Annotated in this window: 22 protein-coding genes; 15 read left to right on the forward strand and 7 right to left on the reverse strand. The window is 74.9% G+C overall.

Features of this window, described 5'->3' with window-relative positions:
* Window positions 1–179 precede the first annotated feature (179 nt).
* Complete coding sequence (locus tag ACF1ED_RS30640) at window positions 180–1,232, forward strand: DMT family transporter (RefSeq protein WP_391765943.1); 1,053 nt, start codon at window positions 180–182, stop codon at window positions 1,230–1,232.
* A 108-nt stretch (window positions 1,233–1,340) separates the two neighbouring features.
* Here the strand turns inward: ACF1ED_RS30640 and ACF1ED_RS30645 are convergent, their stop codons facing one another.
* On the reverse strand, window positions 1,341–1,988 hold the full coding sequence (locus ACF1ED_RS30645; protein ID WP_391765945.1) for an FMN-binding negative transcriptional regulator: 648 nt from the start codon (window positions 1,986–1,988) through the stop codon (window positions 1,341–1,343).
* A gap of 9 nt (window positions 1,989–1,997) precedes the next feature.
* Window positions 1,998–2,705, reverse strand: coding sequence for a pyridoxamine 5'-phosphate oxidase family protein (locus tag ACF1ED_RS30650; RefSeq protein ID WP_391765947.1), 708 nt, complete (start codon window positions 2,703–2,705; stop codon window positions 1,998–2,000).
* Between the two features lie 47 nt (window positions 2,706–2,752).
* Here ACF1ED_RS30650 and ACF1ED_RS30655 point away from each other — a divergent pair, with 47 nt between their 5' ends.
* Both ACF1ED_RS30655 and ACF1ED_RS30660 read left to right on the forward strand, forming a co-directional pair.
* Entirely contained in the window at window positions 2,753–4,087 is a 1,335-nt protein-coding gene (locus tag ACF1ED_RS30655; RefSeq protein ID WP_391765949.1) for an aminotransferase class I/II-fold pyridoxal phosphate-dependent enzyme, read from the forward strand.
* A gap of 60 nt (window positions 4,088–4,147) precedes the next feature.
* Window positions 4,148–4,648, forward strand: a complete 501-nt coding sequence (locus ACF1ED_RS30660; protein WP_391765951.1) for a DUF6924 domain-containing protein — start codon at window positions 4,148–4,150, stop codon at window positions 4,646–4,648.
* A gap of 16 nt (window positions 4,649–4,664) precedes the next feature.
* Here the strand turns inward: ACF1ED_RS30660 and ACF1ED_RS30665 are convergent, their stop codons facing one another.
* Window positions 4,665–5,669, reverse strand: a complete 1,005-nt coding sequence (locus ACF1ED_RS30665) for a DMT family transporter (protein WP_391765953.1) — start codon at window positions 5,667–5,669, stop codon at window positions 4,665–4,667.
* Window positions 5,670–5,742: 73 nt separating this feature from the next.
* Here ACF1ED_RS30665 and ACF1ED_RS30670 point away from each other — a divergent pair, with 73 nt between their 5' ends.
* The gene (locus tag ACF1ED_RS30670; RefSeq protein WP_391765955.1) at window positions 5,743–6,645 is read left to right on the forward strand and encodes a LysR family transcriptional regulator; all 903 of its coding nucleotides are present in this window, start codon (window positions 5,743–5,745) and stop codon (window positions 6,643–6,645) included.
* 101 nt (window positions 6,646–6,746) lie between these two features.
* Here ACF1ED_RS30670 and ACF1ED_RS30675 read toward each other — a convergent pair whose 3' ends face one another.
* On the reverse strand, window positions 6,747–7,214 hold the full coding sequence (locus ACF1ED_RS30675; RefSeq protein ID WP_391765957.1) for a pyridoxamine 5'-phosphate oxidase family protein: 468 nt from the start codon (window positions 7,212–7,214) through the stop codon (window positions 6,747–6,749).
* 115 nt (window positions 7,215–7,329) lie between these two features.
* On the opposite strand from ACF1ED_RS30675, the gene ACF1ED_RS30680 reads away from it, so the two are divergent.
* Window positions 7,330–7,983 carry a cysteine hydrolase gene (locus ACF1ED_RS30680; RefSeq protein WP_391765959.1) on the forward strand — a complete coding sequence of 218 codons (654 nt, stop codon included), beginning with the start codon at window positions 7,330–7,332 and terminating at the stop codon, window positions 7,981–7,983.
* A 69-nt stretch (window positions 7,984–8,052) separates the two neighbouring features.
* On the opposite strand, the gene ACF1ED_RS30685 is transcribed toward ACF1ED_RS30680, so the two are convergent.
* A complete protein-coding gene (locus ACF1ED_RS30685; protein WP_391765961.1) occupies window positions 8,053–8,469 on the reverse strand; it encodes a Rieske (2Fe-2S) protein in 417 nt (138 codons plus the stop codon).
* Window positions 8,470–8,639: 170 nt separating this feature from the next.
* On the opposite strand from ACF1ED_RS30685, the gene ACF1ED_RS30690 reads away from it, so the two are divergent.
* Both ACF1ED_RS30690 and lepB read left to right on the forward strand, forming a co-directional pair.
* Complete coding sequence (locus tag ACF1ED_RS30690; RefSeq protein WP_391765963.1) at window positions 8,640–9,854, forward strand: AraC family transcriptional regulator; 1,215 nt, start codon at window positions 8,640–8,642, stop codon at window positions 9,852–9,854.
* Between the two features lie 115 nt (window positions 9,855–9,969).
* Window positions 9,970–10,581 (forward strand): signal peptidase I, encoded by a 612-nt coding sequence (gene lepB / locus ACF1ED_RS30695; protein WP_391765965.1) that lies wholly within the window; start codon window positions 9,970–9,972, stop codon window positions 10,579–10,581.
* Window positions 10,582–10,670: 89 nt separating this feature from the next.
* Here lepB and ACF1ED_RS30700 read toward each other — a convergent pair whose 3' ends face one another.
* Window positions 10,671–11,288, reverse strand: a complete 618-nt coding sequence (locus ACF1ED_RS30700; protein ID WP_391765967.1) for a TetR family transcriptional regulator — start codon at window positions 11,286–11,288, stop codon at window positions 10,671–10,673.
* A gap of 210 nt (window positions 11,289–11,498) precedes the next feature.
* Between ACF1ED_RS30700 and ACF1ED_RS30705 the strand changes: the two genes are divergently transcribed.
* The 6 genes from ACF1ED_RS30705 (at window position 11,499) to ACF1ED_RS30730 (ending at window position 15,511) form a co-directional block, all read left to right on the forward strand.
* Window positions 11,499–12,179: a DUF6230 family protein gene (locus tag ACF1ED_RS30705; protein ID WP_391765969.1), complete on the forward strand. Its 681-nt coding sequence runs from the start codon at window positions 11,499–11,501 to the stop codon at window positions 12,177–12,179.
* A 141-nt stretch (window positions 12,180–12,320) separates the two neighbouring features.
* Entirely contained in the window at window positions 12,321–12,848 is a 528-nt protein-coding gene (locus ACF1ED_RS30710; RefSeq protein ID WP_391765971.1) for a DUF6114 domain-containing protein, read from the forward strand.
* On the forward strand, window positions 12,845–13,630 hold the full coding sequence (locus ACF1ED_RS30715) for a DUF6230 family protein (protein ID WP_391765973.1): 786 nt from the start codon (window positions 12,845–12,847) through the stop codon (window positions 13,628–13,630). The genes ACF1ED_RS30710 and ACF1ED_RS30715 overlap by 4 nt, the downstream gene beginning before the upstream one ends.
* Window positions 13,631–13,701: 71 nt before the next feature.
* The gene (locus ACF1ED_RS30720) at window positions 13,702–14,097 is read left to right on the forward strand and encodes a DUF6114 domain-containing protein (protein WP_391765975.1); all 396 of its coding nucleotides are present in this window, start codon (window positions 13,702–13,704) and stop codon (window positions 14,095–14,097) included.
* Window positions 14,098–14,165: 68 nt separating this feature from the next.
* Window positions 14,166–14,783, forward strand: coding sequence for a hypothetical protein (locus tag ACF1ED_RS30725; RefSeq protein WP_391765977.1), 618 nt, complete (start codon window positions 14,166–14,168; stop codon window positions 14,781–14,783).
* Complete coding sequence (locus tag ACF1ED_RS30730) at window positions 14,780–15,511, forward strand: DUF6230 family protein (protein ID WP_391765979.1); 732 nt, start codon at window positions 14,780–14,782, stop codon at window positions 15,509–15,511. The genes ACF1ED_RS30725 and ACF1ED_RS30730 overlap by 4 nt, the downstream gene beginning before the upstream one ends.
* Window positions 15,512–15,566: 55 nt before the next feature.
* Here ACF1ED_RS30730 and ACF1ED_RS30735 read toward each other — a convergent pair whose 3' ends face one another.
* Window positions 15,567–15,749, reverse strand: a complete 183-nt coding sequence (locus ACF1ED_RS30735; RefSeq protein ID WP_391765981.1) for a hypothetical protein — start codon at window positions 15,747–15,749, stop codon at window positions 15,567–15,569.
* Window positions 15,750–15,871: 122 nt separating this feature from the next.
* Here ACF1ED_RS30735 and ACF1ED_RS30740 point away from each other — a divergent pair, with 122 nt between their 5' ends.
* Entirely contained in the window at window positions 15,872–16,744 is an 873-nt protein-coding gene (locus tag ACF1ED_RS30740) for a HipA family kinase (RefSeq protein WP_391765983.1), read from the forward strand.
* The gene (locus tag ACF1ED_RS30745) at window positions 16,741–17,124 is read left to right on the forward strand and encodes a DUF3037 domain-containing protein (protein ID WP_391765985.1); all 384 of its coding nucleotides are present in this window, start codon (window positions 16,741–16,743) and stop codon (window positions 17,122–17,124) included. The genes ACF1ED_RS30740 and ACF1ED_RS30745 overlap by 4 nt, the downstream gene beginning before the upstream one ends.
* Window positions 17,125–17,431 lie beyond the last annotated feature (307 nt).

Genomic DNA, 17,431 nt, shown 5'->3' on the forward strand with positions numbered 1-17,431 from the left:
CGACCGTACTTCCGCCGCCCGCCGCCTAGCGCGCGCGGCCCCTTCTCCCGAAGACGACCGACCGGGCTCGGGCGGGCGATCACGCCCCCGAGCGGTCCGTCGCTGCCCGCGCGCGGAGCCGGCGACCATCCTTCACCCCGGTCCGTCCGCACGGACGACCGTCCTCACGGAGAAACCACGTGTCGAACCCGCAGTCCCTTTCCGCTGTGCGCCCCGCCCTGCCCGTCGGGCGGAGCCTGGTCTACCTCGTCGTCGCCGGAATCGCCTGGGGCACCGCCGGCGCCGCCGGCTCCCTCGTGTTCCGGAACAGCGACATGGGCCCCCTCGCCCTCTCCTTCTGGCGCTGCGCCGGCGGCCTGCTGCTGCTCCTGGCGGTTCCCGCGCTGCGGCTGCTGCGTCCCGGGCGGGCCCGGACGGAATCAGCAGGGTCCGCCGCCTCTTCCACCGGTGGGTCCACCGGTGGGTCCACCGCCTCGTCCGCCGGCGAGAGCCGCGCGACGCGGCTGATCCGGATCGGTGGCACCGGCCTCGGTCTCGCGGTCTTCCAGACCGCCTACTTCGCCGCCGTCGAGTCCACCGGGCTCGCCGTCGGCACGGTCGTCACCCTCGGCGCGGGGCCCATCCTCATCGCCGCCGGCGCCCGCGTCACCATGGGCGAACGCCTCGGCTCCGGCGGACTCGCGGCCGTCCTCGGCGCGCTCGCCGGGCTCGCCGTCCTCGTCCTGGGCGGCGGGGGAGCCGAGGTCCGGCTCGCCGGCGTCGGTTACGCGGTGCTCTCCGCCGCCGGCTTCGCCGCCCTCACCCTGCTCACCCGTTGGCTCGGCCGCAGCGGTGCCGGTGCCGCCGGCTCGCTCGCGAGCACCGCGTGGTCCTTCGGCGTCTCGGCGCTCGTCGTGCTGCCCCTCGCGGTCGTCGAGGGACTGCTGCCGCACACCGAGGACGTCGTCCGGCTGCTGCTCCTGCTGCTGTACGTGGCGGCCATCCCGACGGCCCTCGCCTACGCGCTGTACTTCGCCGGGGCCGCGGTCGTCCGGGCCGCCACCGTCTCCGTGATCATGCTCCTGGAGCCGGTCAGCGCCGCGCTGCTCGCCGTCACCCTCCTCGGCGAGGAGCTGACGGTGACGACCGTGCTCGGCACGGTGCTGCTGCTCGCGGCCGTCACCGGCCTCGCCCTCGCGGAGGCGCGGACGGCGGCGGAGCGGCGCAGGGCGGTCGAGCTCGCGGCCGTATAGCCGCACGGCTGCACGGCTGCACGGCTGCACGGCTGTATGGTTGCACGGCCGTATGGCTGCGCGGCTGGGGCTGGGGCTTGTGCCTGTGGTTGGGGCGTGCGGTGTCGGTCAGGTGTCCCCGGGCAGGCGGCGGAGCTGGTGGGCGCGGGCGGCGAGGTCGCCCGGGCCGGCCCGCTCGGCCAGCCGGGCCGCGACCCGGCGCTGCACACCGGCCGGCTTGTTGCCCGCGTACTTGAACTTCGCGCGCACCTCCGTCACGTCCAGGACCAGTCCCCGGATGCCGGGGAGCAGCCGGCCGAACGGGACCTCGCCGGGGGCCACCGGCGCGGTCCCGCCGTCCGGCTGGAAGTGGGCGACCTGGCGGTTCAGCAGGTCCGCCTTCTCCGCCGGATCGTCCACCACGCGCGCGACACAGTGCAGTTGCACAGCCGCGTAGTACGAGGTCGGGGTCCCGTGCTCGGTGGGCTCGCCCTCTGGGGCCGTCCAGTGGCCGGGGACGTACACGTAGTCGTCGACGACGCTGAGCAGCACTTGTGCGTCTGCCTCAAGGGCGCGCCACAGCGGGTTGGGCCGGGCCAGGTGGGTGAGGACCCTGCCGTACGGGCCGGGCTCCGCCTCGTACCGGAAGTGCGCCGGCTGCACCCAGGGCGGTTCGCCGGGCAGGCCGTTGACGGCGAGCTGTCCGAAGTCGTGGCGGGCGAGCCACTCCCGCCACTCGGTCTCGTCGGCGGCGGCGTCCCAGGGATGGATGAGCATGCCGGTTCCTCAGCGTGCGGTCAGGTAGGAGGGCAGGGCGATCGCCGGGTCCAGGTCCGCCGAGGCGACCGGGGCGCCGGTGCGGGGGGCGACCGGGACCACGCCGGCCCAGTGCGGCAGGGACAGGTCCTCGGCGTCGTCGTTGGGGCCGCCGGTGCGGACCTTGGCCGAGACCTCCTCCAGGTCGAGCCGGATCACCGCGGTGGCGGCCAGCTCCTTGGCGTTCGCCGGCCGCGAGTCGGCGGCGCGGCCCGGGACGACCTGGTCGACGAGCGCGTCGAGCGCGGAGCGCAGCTCCTCGGGGTCGGTGACCTGGTGGGCGGTGCCGTGGACCACGACCGAGCGGTAGTTGAGCGAGTGGTGGAAGGCGGAGCGCGCCAGGACCAGGCCGTCGACGTGGGTGACCGTGAGGCAGACGGGCAGTCCCGGGGCTTCGGTGGGCCCCTTCGCGCCGGCCATGCGCAGCGGGCTGGAGCCGGTGGAGCCGTGGACGTAGAGCCGCTCGCCGATCCGGCCGTAGAGGGTCGGGAGGACGACGGGCGCGCCGTCGCGTATGAAGCCGAGGTGGCAGACGTACCCCTCGTCGAGGATCGCGTGGACGAGCGCCTTGTCGTACGAGGCGCGCTGCCGGGAGCGCGTGGGCACGGTCCGGTCGGTGGGCGGGTAGCTCGGGCCGCCCTCGGCCGGCGAAGTCGTCTCGGTGGTCGTGGTGCTCATGGCGGGTCCCCTTGCCCTTCGTATTGCACTAGTGCATAATCTGGTTTGTGCTAGGAGAGTATCGGATCGAAGGTCGTCGCGCATCGGAGATCGCCGCCAGCGTGGAGCGGGGGGTGGGGGCCGGCGCGCTGGAGCCGGGGCAGAACCTGCCGCCCATGCGGGAGTTGGCGGCCGACCTCGGCGTGAACCCCAACACCGTCGCCGCCGCGTACCGGACCCTGCGGGAGCGCGGGGTCATCGAGACCGACGGGCGGCGCGGCAGCCGGGTGCGGCCGCGCCCCGCCACCACCGCGCGCGGCTCGCTGCGCGTCGAGGCGCCGCCGGGCGTGCGGGACATCAGCGGAGGCAACCCCGACCCGGCCCTGCTGCCACCGCTCGACGGCGCCCTCGCCGAGGCGGCGCGGCGGTACGCCGTGCGGCCCGGGCTCTACGGGGAGGCGCCCGTCGACCCGGACTTCGCGCGGCTCGCCCGCGCGGCGTTCGACGCCGACGGCGTCCCCGACGGGCCGGTCGGCGTCGCCTCCGGTTCCCTCGACGCCATCGAACGGGTCCTCGCCGCGCACCTGCGACCCGGTGACGCGGTCGCCGTCGAGGACCCCGGCTGGGGCAGCCTCCTCGACCTCGTCCCCGCCCTGGGGCTGCGTCCCGTCCCCGTCGCCGTCGACGACGACGGGCCGCTCGCGGACCGGGTCGAGCGGGCGATCCGGCACGAAGGCGTCCGCGCGGTGATCGTCACCGACCGCGCCCAGAACCCCACCGGCGCCTGCGTGGGCCCCGCCCGCGCGGCGCAGCTGCGCCGCGTCCTCGCCGGCCACCCCGGGGTGCTGCTCATCGAGGACGACCACGGCCACGGCATCGTCGCCCGGCGCCTGCGTCCGCTCGCCGGCGTCACCGACCGCTGGGCGCTCGTCCGCTCGGTCGCCAAGGCGTACGGGCCGGACCTGCGCATCGCCGCCTTCACCGGCGACCCCGAGACCGTCGACCGCGTCCTCGGCCGGCAGCGCCTCGGCCCCGGCTGGGTCAGCCGCCTCCTCCAGCAGGCCGTCGCCCACCTGTGGGCCACCGGCGCGGTCGACCCCGAGACCGTCGCCGACGCGTACGGGGAACGGCGCGACGCCCTCGTCCGGGCGCTGGCCCGGCGGGGCGTCGAGGCGCACGGGCGCAGCGGCATGAACGTCTGGGTGCCCGTCGCCGACGAGACGGGCGCCGTCGCGCGGCTGCTCTCCGCGGGGTGGGCGGTCGCCCCCGGCGCCCGCTTCCGCATCGCCGCCGGTCCCGGGGTCCGCCTCACGGTCTCGCCGCTCACCCGCCACGACATCGAACCCCTGGCCGACGCGGTGGCCCTGGCGGCGGGCCCGGCCCCCGCCCGGAGCTACGGCTGACGCGGACGTCTCCGCCGGCGGGCGGGGTGACTGTCGGACCCGTGTGCGAGAGTCGGCGGCATGACGGATCAGGAGCGGCGGGACGACGCGCGACGGGCGATCGAGGGCTGGGACACCTGGGCGGCGTTCGTCGTGCGGACCGACTTCGGCGACGAGACGGCGTGGCGGGAGGTGCTCGCGGAGCTCGACGGCCCGGACGGGGACGCCGAGACCGGTGTCCGGGTGCTCGACGCGCCGTGCTGGTCGGGGGCGAGCGTGGAGGAGGTGCTGGCCGCCGTGGACGGCGACGAGGGGCCGGCCGCCGTCTTCCTTGCCGACCGGCACACGGCGGAGTCGCCCGTACGGGCCCTGCTCGCGGTCGACACGCTGTGGGAGGACGAGAGCGGGCTCGACCCGGAGTACTACCAGGAGCTCGTGGACTCGCCGGCGCCCCGGGAGTTCCGGCTCGTACCGGCCGCCGTCCACGGGGTCCACGCGAACCTGGAGCTCGGCAACCTCGGGTTCGAGGAGTTCGCCGCGTCGGCGGCGGCGGGGCCCGGCGGGGTGCTGCGGCCCGCCTGAAACCCCGCCTGCCGGGTCAGGCGCGGGTCGGGGTCTTTCGGGGGGCTTCCGTCAGGGGCGCGGTGGTGCGGGAGGGGACGGGGGTGCGGGGGGAGGTGCGGGTCTGGGTGAGGGCGGCGCCGAGCAGGACGACGGCGGCGCCCACGGGGGTGTTCCACGCGAGGTGTTCGCCGAGGAAGGCCACGCCCGCCGCCGTCGCGATGACCGGGATGAAATACGTGACCATCGAGGCCGTCGTCGGGCCGACCTCCGCGACCACGCCGTACTGGAGCAGCATCGCGTAGCCGGTGCCGAGGGCGCCGAGCGCGATCACCGCGAGCAGGGGGAGGAGCTCGACCGACTCCGGCAGGGTGGTGAAGAGCGGGGTGACGAGGGCGAGCTGCAGGGTGGCCACGCCGACCTGGCCGGTCGCCAGGGAGAGGTGCGAGGAGCCGGTCCCGCTCAGGGTGCGGCGGACGTAGATCCAGCCGACGGCGTAGCTGAAGGAGGCCAGCAGGGCCAGCGCGGTGCCCGTCACGTCGAGGCCCGAGAAGCCCTGCCACGCGCCGAGGACCGTCAGCACGCCGATGAAGCCGATGCCGAGGCCCGCCGCGCGCACCCGGGTCGGCCGGTCCTCCGAGAGCGCCACGAGCGAGAGGACCATGCCCCACAGCGGGGTCGTCGCGTTGCAGATCCCCGCCAGCGTCGAGGGGATCGTCAGCTCCGCGTACGCGAAGAGCGAGAACGGCAGCGCGTTGAGCAGGAACGCCGCCACCGCCAGGTGCCCCCACGTGCGCGCCCCGCGCGGCAGCCGGTCCCGCTTGACCAGCAGCGCCGCGGCCAGCACCGCCGTACCGAACAGCAGCCGGCCGAAGGTCACCTGGAAGGGCGCGAAACCGTCCGTGCCGACCTTGATGAAGAGGAAGCTGAAGCCCCAGATCAGGGCCAGCACGCCGAAGCGCACCCGCCAGTCGAGGAGGCGGGAGCGGAACGGGGAGGGGAGGGGCGAAGGTGAGGGGGCGGAGGCGGTCGCGTGGCTCATGCACTCAGGGTGACCGGACCGACCTCGTAGGACAAGCGAGATTATGTCGACCCCTTCCCTTAGCATTGCTTACATGTTGAACCTGGAGCGCCTGCGCACCCTCGACGCCGTCGCCCGGCACGGCTCCGTCAGCGGCGCCGCTGACGGGCTGCACGTGACGACCTCCGCCGTCTCCCAGCAGCTGTCCAAGCTGGAGCGGGAGGTGGGGCAGCAGCTCCTCGCCAAGAACGGGCGGGGAGTGCGGCTCACCGACGCCGGCCTGCTGCTCGCCGAGCACGCCGCCCGGATCCTCTCCCACGTCCAGCTCGCCCAGGCCGACATCGAGGCCCAGCGCGGCCAGGTCGTCGGCGAGGTCCGGCTCGTCGGCTTCCCGACCGCCGCGCGCGGCCTCTTCCCCGCCGCCCTCGCCGCCCTGCGCGCCCGCCACCCCGAGCTGCGCGTCCGCACCGCCGAGTTCGAACCCGAGCAGGGGGTGCGGGCGGTGCTGCGCGGCGACGCCGACCTGGCGATCGTCCTGGACTGGAGCAACCGCCGCTCCCCGGTCCCCGGCGAGCTGGAGCGGGCCCATCTGCTCGACGACTCGGCGGACGTGGCCCTGCCGGCCGGCCACCGGCTCGCCGGGCGGGAGGCGGTGGACCTGGAGGACTTCGCCGACGAGGACTGGGTGTCCTGGCCGGAGGGCGAGTTCTGCCACGACTGGCTGATGTTCACCCTCCGCTCCCAGGGCATCGAACCGCGCATCGCCCACTTCGCCGGCGAGCACCACACCCAGCTCGCGCTCGTCGCCGCCGGACTCGGCGTGTGCGTCACGCCCCGGCTCGGCCGGCCGCACCCGGAAGGGGTCGTCTGCGTGCCCGTACGACAGCAGATGCGCCGGCACATCCACGCCACCTGGCGCACCGACGCCGGCCGCCGGCCCTCGCTGCGCGCCGTCGTCGAGGCGCTGCGGGAGGCCGGGCGGCCGCACACGCGCTGAGCGGCGCCGCGGTGCGTACGGGCTGCCGTGTGCGGGGCCCGCGACGTGTACGGTCCGCGGTGCGCATGGCCCGTGGTGTGCGCGGGCCGCGGCGTCGCGGGTTACAGCGTCGCGAGCTTGCGGAAGTCCCAGGAGGCGATCGCGTCCGGGGTCAGCCGGAGCCAGGCGTGCCGGCCGTCGTGCGGCATGGCGTCCAGGCCGAAGTTCTTCGCGGCGAAGAGGTGTTCCACCGCGTCGAGCTCCGGGCAGGGCTCGCCCGTGCGCGGCGCCTCGCCGACGAAGACGGCCGTCCCCGACAGCTCCGCCCCGCGCAGCTCGCCGTACTCCTCGCCGTCGTCCACCAGGACCGAGAGCCTGGGGTCGGCCGTCAGTTCGGCCCAGCGCCGGCTGCGGGTCAGCGAGTAGAGCCAGAGCGAGGTGCCGTCCCACGCGTACCAGAGCGCGCTGAGGTGGGGACGGCCGTCCGCGGAGACGGTCGCCACCCGGCAGGTGCGCTGCTCGGCGAGGAAGGAGTCGAGCTCCTCCGGGGACATCATGATCCGGCGGCCATGGCGCTGTGCGACGGTCATCGTCCGCACCCTTCTGGATTTCTGATGAGACGTCAGAAATCATGGGGGCGTGCCCGCGCCGGTGCAAGAGGCGGAGGCGGGCGGCAGGGACGCCGGGCTGATGCTAGGGGGAGCGATGGGGCACAGGGAAGAACTCGACGAGCGGCTGCGGCCGGACGGGGCCGTGCTGCTCACCGTCGAGTGCCAGCAGGGGGTCGTCGGCGCGGACAGCGCCCTGCCCGAGCTCGCCGCCGTCGCCCGGAAGTCGGGCGCCCTGGCCAACGTGGCCCGGCTGGTCGACGCCGCCCACCAGGCCGGAGTGCAGGTCGTGCACGCCGTCGCCGAGCGGCGCCCCGACGGGCGCGGCTCCAGCGGCAACGCGCGCCTCTTCCGGGCCGCGGCACGCCTTCCTGTGCAACAGCACAGCGGCTCCACGGCGGTGCGCGTCGCGGAACCGATCCAGGTGGCCGACGAGGACCTCGTGGTGCGGCGGCTGCACGGCCTGTCCCCGCTGGCCGGGACGGACGTGGACGCGCTGCTGCGCAACCTCGGCTGCCGGACGCTCGTCGTCACCGGCGTCTCCGCCAATGTGGCCGTGCCCAACGCCGTCTTCGACGCGGTGAACCTCGGCTACACCGTCGTCGTGCCCCAGGACGCCATCGCGGGGGTGCCGGCCGACTACACCCCCGCGATGATCCGCAACACCCTCGCCCTCGTCGCCACCATCGCGACCACCGACGACCTGCTCACCGCCTGGAAGGCGCCGAGGCGCCCCGTCGGCCGGGGCTAGAGCGGGCCGGGGTTAGAGCGGGCCGGAGCGGCCCGGTCCGGGCGCCTGCCCGGGCGGCCGGTCAGCCGGTCAGCCGAAGGAGATCTCCTCGCCCTTCACCTCGATCGGCTCCGGCGGCAGGGGCGACGTCGCCGGGCCCGACTTCACGCTGCCGTCCGAGATGTCGAACTTGCTCTGATGGCACGGGCAGACGATCACGCCGTCCTTCACCTCGCTCACCGCGCATCCCGCGTGGGTGCACTTCGACGAGAAGGCCTTGTACTCCCCGGCCTTCGGCTGGGTGATCACGACCCCCTTGCCGGCCAGGACCTTGCCGCCGCCCACCGGGATCTCCCCGATCTTCGCCAGCGGACCCTCCGGCGCGCCGTCCGCCCCTCCGGTGCCGGTGTCCCCCTCCGCGTCCGAGCCCCCGCAGGCGGCCAGTGCCGCCGCCGCGAGCCCCGCCCCGCCGGCCGCCACCACGGTCCGCCGTGCCACTCCGCTCATGCCTGCCCCTCTCGATGCGCCTCTGGCGTGTTCCGGGAGCGACGGTAGACGGAGTTCCTGTGACGTACGCCCTGTTCGGCCCAGACTCCCCCAACCGCCTTACAGTTCGCATTAGAGTGTCCGAACCTGGACAGTCGACAGGTGAAGTGTCAAGCGCGCGGGGGGCGGGGATGCGGACGGGGTCGGTCAGCGCCCATCACGTACGGGCCGTGGTGCTGGGCGCCCAGCGGCGCGGGATCGCCGCGGGGCCGCTGCTCGCGCGCGCCGGACTGCCGCCCGAACTCCTCGCCGGCCCCGGGCCGCACGGCGGCCCCGGGCCGCACGGCGGCCCCGGGCCGCACGCCGGCGGCGGGGCGCGCGGTCCGGAGCGGGTGCCCTCCGCGCGGTTCGGGCGGCTCGTCCGGATGCTCTGGGCGGCCCTGGACGACGAGCTGATCGGCTTCGGCGGCGCCCCCACCAAGGTCGGCACCTTCGCGATGATGGGCCACGTCGTCGTCCACGGCAGCCGCGACCTGCGCGAGGCCCTGCACCGCGCCCGGACCTTCTACTCCCTCTTCCCCGGCGGCCCGAGCTTCCGACTCGTCGAACCGGCCGTGCCGGCGGGGGAGCGCGGCGCCCCCGACGAGGTCCGGCTGGAGTTCGACGTCTCCGGCTACGACGACCCCCTCCACTTCGGGGCCGAGGCCACGGTCCTCGTCGCGCACCGCTTCGCCGGCTGGCTCGTCCGCCGCCGGATCGGGCTGCGCCGGGTCGAGTTCGCCCACGCCGAGCCCCCTCACGCCGCCGAGTACGCCCTGCTGTTCGACGCCCCCTGCGTCTTCGGCGCCGGGCGCACCGCCGTCGTCTTCGACCGCGCCGACCTCGACGAGCCCGTCCTGCGGGACGAGGAGGCGCTCCGTGCCTTTCTCCGCCGCGCCCCCGACGGGGTGCTCGTCTGTTCGGAGTGGGGCAGCACCGCCACCGGCCGGGTGCGTCATCTCATCGGAAGGGCGCTGCCGGCCGGGCCCGTCCCCACGCCTGAGGAGCTGGCCGAGCGGCTCTCGGTCAGCCCGCAGACCCTCCGCCGGCAACTGGCCGCCGAGGGCACCACGTACCAGCGGCTGCGCGACCAGGTGCGGCGGGATCACGCCATCGCGGAGCTGACCGCGGGCCGGGTCTCCATCGAGCGCCTCTCCCGCCGGCTCGGCTTCTCCGAACCCAGCGCCTTCCACCGCGCGTTCCGCCGCTGGACCGGCGAGACCCCGCGCGCCTACCAGGTCCGCGACCGGGACGCCGTACGCGTCCCCGGGCCCGGTCCCGGGGACGTACCCGGAACCGGGGCCGGGCCCGTACCCCCGCCCGTACCCGGATCGGCTGCCTTGTCGACGCGCGGTCAACAAGGCTGAGCGGTACGGTCACAGCCGCCGCCCGCCACCCGGCCTACCTTCCCGCCATGACCGAATTCGACCGGTCCGGGGCCGTACCGCACCCCGGCCGAAGGAGCCGCCGAAGGGGTCGCCGATGAGGGCGGGCCGCGTCCTCGGCGCCGTCCTGGGGACCGGCGCCCTGCTCGCCCTGCTCGCGGGAGTGGCCGTGACCGCCCTCGGCGTCCGGGTCGACGGGGCCAGCATGGACCCGACCCTGCGCCCGGGCGACCGGATCCTCGTCTCGCCGGGCTCGGAGGGGCGGGTGCGCCGCTTCGACGTCGTCCTGCTGCGCGGCGGCCGGCAGGACTCCCTCATGGTGAAACGCGTGATCGGACTGCCCGGCGACCGGGTGGCGATCGTGTCGACCGGCGAGGAGCCCTTCCAGGTCCTGCTCCAGGAGGGCGGGAAGGGGCCCGTCCGCCGGGTGGCCGCCTCCCAGTGGGCCGAGCGGGCCCACCGCGCGGGCGCGTGCTGCTCGGCGGAGGGCACCCGTTCGGCGCGCGCGGAGCTGCGGACCGTGCCGGAGGGCGGCTTCTTCTACCTGGGCGACAACCCCGACCTGTCCGACGACTCCCGGCAGTACGGCTGGGGCGCGATCGACCGGGTCGAGGGGCGGGTCGGGCTGCGCGCCTACCCCGTCTCCACCGCGCCGGGCCTCGGCAACCGGCCCGTACTGGAGGAGTACGCGGGGCCCCGGCCGCCGTAGGAGGCGGAGCCGCGCCGCCGCCGGGGTCCGGGAAGGGCGGAACCCGGCCACCGAGGTCCCGGAGGAACGGAGCTGCCGCCGCGGCCGGTTCAGCCGCGGGACGCGTCCGCCGGCAGCCGCTCGTGGCCGGTGCTGAGGGCGACCCGTACCGCCGTGTCCGCGATGCGGCGGGCCGACTCCTCCGGGGAGGCGGTGGCCTGGACGACGTGACTCGCCGTCAGGCGTACCGCCGTGTCCACCGCCAGCTCGCGCGCGACCGGGTCGATGGACGGCCAGGTCTCCGCCACGTACGTCCCGATCATGGCCGTGGCCAGGTCGAAGGCGGCGGCCGACCGGGTCGTCAGATAGGGGAGGAGTCCGCCCTCGCCGGTGCTCGTCAGCATCGCCCTGATCAGGGGGTTGCGGCCGGCCAGCGTCAGCGTGAAGCCGACGGCCGCCTCCACGGCGGCACGGAGGTCGTCCGGGTGCGCGTCCAGGCCCTGCTGGATGCCGACCAGGCAGCGCTCCAGCTCGCGCCGGAACAGCGCCTCGCCGACCGCCTCCTTGGAAGGGAACTCGGAGTACAGCGTCTGCCGGCTGACGCCCACGTCGCCGGCCAGATGCGCCATGCGCAGCTTGTCGAAACCGTGCCGGGCGACGCGCTCGAAGGCTGCGTCCAGCAGGCGTTCGCGCAGCAGTGTCCGGACCGTCTCCCTGAAGCGTGCCATCGAGCCAGCGTAGAGCAGCGCCGGAGAGCCTCCGGAGCCACGACAAATCCATGGAGCCTGTCCGCACTATTGACACAACTTCTCACAGTGTCCAATTCTCGAACAGGCAGCCGCTGAGTGTCCGTCGTCCTCGGCCTCCGGCCCCGGACGCACGGCTGTCCCTCGCCCCCACCCCGCGCCACCCGCGCGGACAACGGTTGGAGAACCCTCATGCAGAACGAGCCCAGAGGCGTCACCCGCTGGCGCAGATCGGCCTTCCTCGCCGTCCCCGCCGGCGCGGCGGTCGCGGCCATGGCCACCGCGATGGTCCAGGGCGCCCTCGCGGCGAACCTGTCCCTGACCAGCGTGCCGTTCACCCTCAGCTCCAAGACGGTGGCGGCCCCGCAGGGCATCGGCGCGGTCATGCACACCATCGACGCCGGCGGGGCCAAGGGCGCCGCACAGATCGGCATCGCCAAGGCGGGCCTCGACGGGATCTGCGTCCACGCCACCCAGTCGGTCAACCTCCCGGTGGTCGGCAGCCTCGGGACCTGGTCGCTCAACATCTCCTCGCCCGCCGCCCAGACCCCGCTCACCAGCGACCAGCTGGTCAACGGCGCCGGGCTCCAGGCCAACAAGCTCATCCTCGACGCGCAGGCGCTCAAGGCGGCCACCGCCACCCTGAACGCCAGCGACACCACCCCGAACGTCATCGGCGCCGCGGCCGACGGCGACGGCATCAAGGCCACCGGCATCAAGGACGGCTCCGCCGGCCAGTTCGGCCTCGACGCCACCGGTGGCCGTACCGACATCAGCAACCTGAACGCCGATGCCAACGGTGCCACGATCGCCGGAGCCATCACGCTGCCGGACCTCGCGATCGCCATCAAGCACGGCGACTCGGGCTGCTGACACCCCCTCCGCACCGCATGAGCACTGCCGCACCACCGCCCCACCGCACGACCCGGACCGGGACGGCGCGCCACCGCGGGGCGCGCCGCCCCGGGACCGGCCGTCCGCCCATCCCCTCCCGAACGCCGCTGCGAGGCCACCGTGACGACCACCGACCCGCCCGCGCCCGACACCGAGACCTCCGGCGCGCCCGCCGCGACCGGCCCCCACGTGCCGCCGCCCTCCGCCCCGGCGCGTGCCCGCCGGGCCTTCCGCCGCTGGCGCCGCACCCGGCCGTTCTGGGCCGCGCTGTGGATCGCCCTCGGCGGCTTCGTGATCTTCTTCCTGCCGATGGCCCCGCTGGGCAAGATCCTCCAGGTCGGCGTCGGCGGCATCGCCGGCATGGCGGGCGGCGTCGTCATCATGGCGATGGCCCTGCTCGTCCTCGCCCTGCCCGGCCAGCGCCACACCGCCGGGACCATCGCCGTCATCGCCGGCGTGGCCTCCTTCCCCCTCTCCAACCTCGGCGGCCTCTTCGTCGGCATGACCCTCTCGGTCCTGGGCGGCGCCATGGCCTTCGGCTGGCTGCCCGAGAAGCCCGCCAAGCGCCGCGGCGGCCTCCTGCGCCGCACCCGCGCCACCGACGGGACCCCCGTGTCCCCCGCATCCGTTGGGAGCGGCCCCGCATGAACCCCCTCCTCGCAGGCCCCCGCAAGGCCGGCGGCTCGCTCGCCCGGCTCGGCGCCGACGGCGTCCGCGCCACCGCCGGCTGGAACGCCCGGATGCTCGCCGAGGCCGCCGACGGCACCCGCCGCGGCACCCGCTGGGGCCGCGGCGCCCTCGCCCTCGTGCCCTCCTGCCTGGCCGTCGGCGCGCTCGGCGCGGCACTTGCACAAGGTGCCCTCGCCGCCAACTTCAGCGTCACCGGGCAGCCGTTCACCCTCACCTCCAACGGCGTGTCCGGCACCGGCTTCGGCGCCATCGTCAACACCCCGGCCGTGGGCCGCCCCGACGGCACCACGACCACCAACACCGCGATGGCGCGGGTCGGCTTCGCCAGCGCCGGCCTCGCCGGACTCTGTGGGATCGTCCACCAGTCGATCGCGGGCGTGCCGTACTCGCTCCTGCTCACCGGCGGCCAGACGGTGACCGCGACCCCGCCCGCGAGCTTCACCACCGACATCGACGCCTCGAACCTCTACATCCAGGCCACCGAACTCCAGGCCTACGGCCCGACCACCCTCCAGAACGCGGTCCTCGGCCAGTCCGCCGACCAGGTCACCGTCGCCGGCAAGCCGCTCACCGGCGCGCTCCCCGGAGGCTTCGGACTCGGCTCGGCGGGCGGCGAGGGCGGCAGCTCCATCAAGCTGCACGGCCTCAACGCCACCGCGTACGACGCCGAGATGGCCGGTGCCCTGGTGCTGCCGAACCTGAAGCTGAGGGTCGTCGCCGGAACGGCCACGGCGTGCTGAGCCGGGGGAGGGGCCGCGAGGGGAACGGGGAGGGGCGCGGAGAGGGCCGGGGCAGGGCCGCGTACGCCCGGATGCGGAGCGCGTACGCCTGGTTCCGGGCCTTCCGCCGCACCCGCCCCTTCTGGGGCGGGCTCTGGCTGGTGGCCGGCGGCTGGACCGTGCTCAAGTTCTCCCTCAGCTCGGTGCAGCTCATCGTCAGCACCGGCTTCGGCGGCGTCGCCGGGTACCTCGTCGGCGGCGGGATGATCCTGTGCGGGCTCATCCCGATCGCCGCCCCCCGGCAGCGCTACACCTTCGGCCTCATCGGCTGCGTCCTCGCCGTGGTCTCCCTCGTCGTCTCCAACCTCGGCGGCTTCCTCCTCGGCATGCTCCTCGGCGTGCTCGGCGGTTCGATGCTGGTCGGCTGGGGCGTCAAGCGCCCCCGCGCCGCCGGGACCGGAGCCGCACCCGAGGCGGTGGAGGCGTGACGGGCGCGGAAACACGGGAGGGGGACGGCGCGGGGCGCAAGCGGAGTTGGGCAGGTGCACAAGGGGCGGTGGGGGTACGGGGGCGGCGCAAGGCCGTCGCGGTCGTGGCCGCGCTGCTGCTCGCCGTCGCCACCGCCCTCGCCGCCGGGCAGCCGAGCAGCGCCGCCGGGCGGCCGCCCGCGGCCGTGACCCCGCTCGGCGTACCGTTCCTGCCCTCGCCCCACCCCCTCCACGTGACCATCGACAGCATGGTCGCCGTCTCCCTGACCGTCGACAAGGACGTCACGATCCGGCTCTCCGACGGCACCACCCGGGTCACCAACAAGTACACCTTCACCAAACTGAAGATCCGCTCCCACATGAACGTGACGCAGCGGGCCGACGGCCACACCGTCGTCATCGACGTGCCGAACGAGGGCTCGCTCGGCGGCTACGACAGCGCCGGCCGGCCCGAGACCACGACGATGTGGGGGAACATCACCAACGTCTGCGTCCGCGTCCTGCTCAAGATCTGCGGGGTCCAGGGACTGCTCGACTTCTTCGGCTCGCTGATCCCGCTGACCGCCGGCGCGGAGGACTTCGCGGGCGACATCTACGCCATCCGGACCGTCGACGACCACGCTGCCCTCAACTCGACCGACAACCCCGTCCACCTCCCCGGAACGATCACGGTGACCACGCCATGAGCCGCTCGGACCCACGCCCCGGCCCCCTCCGCCCCGCCTCCCTCCGCCACGAGGGCCGCACGCACTGGCGGCGCAGCCTCCTCGTCGCCGTGCCCGCGCTCCTCGCGGCCGGCGGGCTCGGCTCGGCGATGGCCACCGGCGCGCTCGCCGTCGGCCTCCGCATCCAGGAGCAGCCCGTCGACTTCACCACCAGCAGCCTGTACGGGACGCAGTACGGCGCCGCCGTAGTCGACCAGGAGGTCGTACGGTCCGACGGCACGGCCGGCAGCGTGCGGGTGCTGCGGATGGGCTTCGCGGACGGGGTCCTCAACGGCCTCTGCCTCAGCCGGCGCCAGCAGATCGCGGGAGCCACGTACACCTTGCTGCTCACCCTCGGCGACGACGACCCGGGCTCCTGGGAGATCCGCACCCAGAACACCGTCCTCGACCTCAGGAACGCCACCGGCGAACTCGACATGGACGGCATCGTCGACCTCAACGTCAACGGTGCCGACGTCCGCACGGTCAAGGACCCCGCCGGGACCTACGTGCCCAACCCGCTGGGCGCCCCGCAGCACCGCTTCGGCATCCAGGCCCGCTACGCCAAGTTCGACCGGATCAGCGGCACCGCGCAGGACTTCCAGATCCCCGGGCTGCTCACCACGCCCAAGCTCAGGCTCTCCGTCCGGCCCGGCACCGTCGCCTGTCCCGAGCCCGCCGCCCCGACCGGGACCCCCGGCACGCCCTGAGGCGCGCCGGCCCCGCCGGGGGCGCACGGAGCCGGGGGCCCGCCGGGCAGGCCGGTCAGTCCAGCAGGCCGAGCAGCCAGCCGAAGAGGTCGCCGACCGCGCCGAAGGCCCACTGGGCGGCGAGGACGAGCAGGACGCAGATGCCGAGGAAGAGGACCGTCCCCCAGCCGCAGCCGTGACCGCCCACGTCCGGCCCGTTGTCGTCGCGGCCGCCCGCCTCGAAGTCGAACAGGTCCATGGACTCCCCCTGGTGATCCTCCGCAGGGCCCCCCGGCCCCGCCCCCATGATCCCAGGACTCCTCCGAGGACCCGCCGGTTCCCGCCCCGGCCCGGGCGGACCCGGGCGGTTAGCCTGGCCCGATGCTTAATGAAGTGACGGCGACCCGCTACGTCACGCCCCTGCGCGAGGGCGGATCGCTCCCCGGGATCGTCGAGGCCGATGATCTCGGCACGTATGTCATGAAATTCACCGGCGCCGGACAGGGCCGCAAGACGCTGGTGGCCGAGGTGATCTGCGGGCAGCTCGCCCGTCGGCTCGGGCTGCGCGTGCCCGAACTGGTCACCATCCAGCTCGATCCGGTCATCGGGCTCTCCGAACCCGACCAGGAGGTGCAGGAGCTGCTCAAGGCGAGCGGCGGGCTCAACCTGGGCATGGACTTCCTGCCCGGCTCGCTGGGCTTCGACCCGCTGGCGTACGAGGTCGACCCGGCGGAGGCCGGGAAGGTCGTCTGGTTCGACGCCGTGATCAACAACGTCGACCGGTCCTGGCGGAACCCGAACATGCTCGTCTGGCACGGAGACCTCTGGCTCATCGACCACGGCGCCACCATGATCTGGCACCACAACTGGCCCGGTGCCGCGGCCTCGGCCGCCAAGCCGTACGACGCCTCCGACCACGCCCTCGCCCCCTTCGGCCCGGACGTCGCCGCGGCCGCCGCCGAGCTCGCCCCGCTCGTCACCCGCGAACTGCTCGACGGGGTCGCCGCCGACGTGCCCGACGAGTGGCTGGTGGACGAGCCCGGCTTCGACTCCACCGACGCCGTGCGCGCCGCGTACGTCGAGGCCCTGCTGCCGCGCGCCGCCACGATCCACGAGCGGATCACCCTCGGCCCGCGCACCGAGCACCGCCCGCAGCAGCCGCCCGGCTGGCTCGCCGAGCGCCTCGCCCCCCGGCCGCAGGCCACCGAGAACAGCAGCGGCAAGAACAGCAGCGACAAGGACAGCACCACGTGACCGACCGCGATGTCTTCGAGTACGCGCTGCTGCGCGTGGTGCCGCGCGTCGAGCGCGGCGAGTGCTTCAACGCGGGCGTGGTCGTCTACTGCCGTGCCCGGTCCTTCGTTGCCGCCCGCACCCACCTCGACGAGGCCAGACTGGCCGCGCTCGACCCCGCGGCCGACGTGACCGGCGTCCGCGCGGCCCTGCGTGCCGTCGAGGGCGTCTGCCTGGGCGGGGACGCTGCCGGACAGGCCGCCCGGGACGACGCGGGGCGCCGCTTCCGGTGGCTGATCGCGCCGCGCTCCACGGTGGTCCAGCCGGGCCCGGTGCACACGGGCCTCACCGGGGACCCCGAGGCCGAGGTGGAACGCCTGCTCGACCTCCTGGTGCGGTGACGCACGGCCTCCGGCGCGGCGGCGCACGGCCTCCGGCTCCGTGACGCACGGTCTTCCGCTCCGCGGCGCACGGTCTTCCGCTTCGTGACGCACGGCCTCCGGCGTGGCGGCGCGCCGCCGTCCGCGCCGTGACGCGCCGCCGTCCGCGCCGCCATGCGCCGCCTCCCGCGCGGCGCGTGACGGCGGAGTGACGGGGTGCACCCGGTGGGCCGTTGACACCGGGTGCCAGGGCTTCTAGCGTCTCGTCCAGCGGTCGATACTAAGCGGTCGCTCATGTCCCGGGGGAGAGCCCGGGAACCCCTGAGGG

The organism is Streptomyces sp. NPDC014656 (assembly GCF_043084305.1).
In the GTDB taxonomy this organism is placed as follows: domain Bacteria; phylum Actinomycetota; class Actinomycetes; order Streptomycetales; family Streptomycetaceae; genus Streptomyces.

Bases quoted from the DNA above. Each gene is read 5' to 3' on its own strand.
- ACF1ED_RS30735 (WP_391765981.1), bottom strand. From the start codon at position 15,749: ATGGACCTGTTCGACTTCGAGGCGGGCGGCCGCGACGACAACGGGCCG.
- ACF1ED_RS30705 (WP_391765969.1), top strand. From the start codon at position 11,499: ATGCAGAACGAGCCCAGAGGCGTCACCCGCTGGCGCAGATCGGCCTTC.
- ACF1ED_RS30720 (WP_391765975.1), top strand. From the start codon at position 13,702: ATGCGGAGCGCGTACGCCTGGTTCCGGGCCTTCCGCCGCACCCGCCCC.
- ACF1ED_RS30660 (WP_391765951.1), top strand. From the start codon at position 4,148: ATGACGGATCAGGAGCGGCGGGACGACGCGCGACGGGCGATCGAGGGC.
- ACF1ED_RS30715 (WP_391765973.1), top strand. From the start codon at position 12,845: ATGAACCCCCTCCTCGCAGGCCCCCGCAAGGCCGGCGGCTCGCTCGCC.
- ACF1ED_RS30665 (WP_391765953.1), bottom strand. From the start codon at position 5,669: ATGAGCCACGCGACCGCCTCCGCCCCCTCACCTTCGCCCCTCCCCTCC.
- ACF1ED_RS30675 (WP_391765957.1), bottom strand. From the start codon at position 7,214: ATGACCGTCGCACAGCGCCATGGCCGCCGGATCATGATGTCCCCGGAG.
- ACF1ED_RS30730 (WP_391765979.1), top strand. From the start codon at position 14,780: ATGAGCCGCTCGGACCCACGCCCCGGCCCCCTCCGCCCCGCCTCCCTC.
- ACF1ED_RS30645 (WP_391765945.1), bottom strand. From the start codon at position 1,988: ATGCTCATCCATCCCTGGGACGCCGCCGCCGACGAGACCGAGTGGCGG.
- ACF1ED_RS30680 (WP_391765959.1), top strand. From the start codon at position 7,330: ATGGGGCACAGGGAAGAACTCGACGAGCGGCTGCGGCCGGACGGGGCC.
- ACF1ED_RS30685 (WP_391765961.1), bottom strand. From the start codon at position 8,469: ATGAGCGGAGTGGCACGGCGGACCGTGGTGGCGGCCGGCGGGGCGGGG.
- ACF1ED_RS30740 (WP_391765983.1), top strand. From the start codon at position 15,872: ATGCTTAATGAAGTGACGGCGACCCGCTACGTCACGCCCCTGCGCGAG.
- ACF1ED_RS30650 (WP_391765947.1), bottom strand. From the start codon at position 2,705: ATGAGCACCACGACCACCGAGACGACTTCGCCGGCCGAGGGCGGCCCG.
- ACF1ED_RS30690 (WP_391765963.1), top strand. From the start codon at position 8,640: ATGCGGACGGGGTCGGTCAGCGCCCATCACGTACGGGCCGTGGTGCTG.
- lepB (WP_391765965.1), top strand. From the start codon at position 9,970: ATGAGGGCGGGCCGCGTCCTCGGCGCCGTCCTGGGGACCGGCGCCCTG.
- ACF1ED_RS30670 (WP_391765955.1), top strand. From the start codon at position 5,743: ATGTTGAACCTGGAGCGCCTGCGCACCCTCGACGCCGTCGCCCGGCAC.
- ACF1ED_RS30700 (WP_391765967.1), bottom strand. From the start codon at position 11,288: ATGGCACGCTTCAGGGAGACGGTCCGGACACTGCTGCGCGAACGCCTG.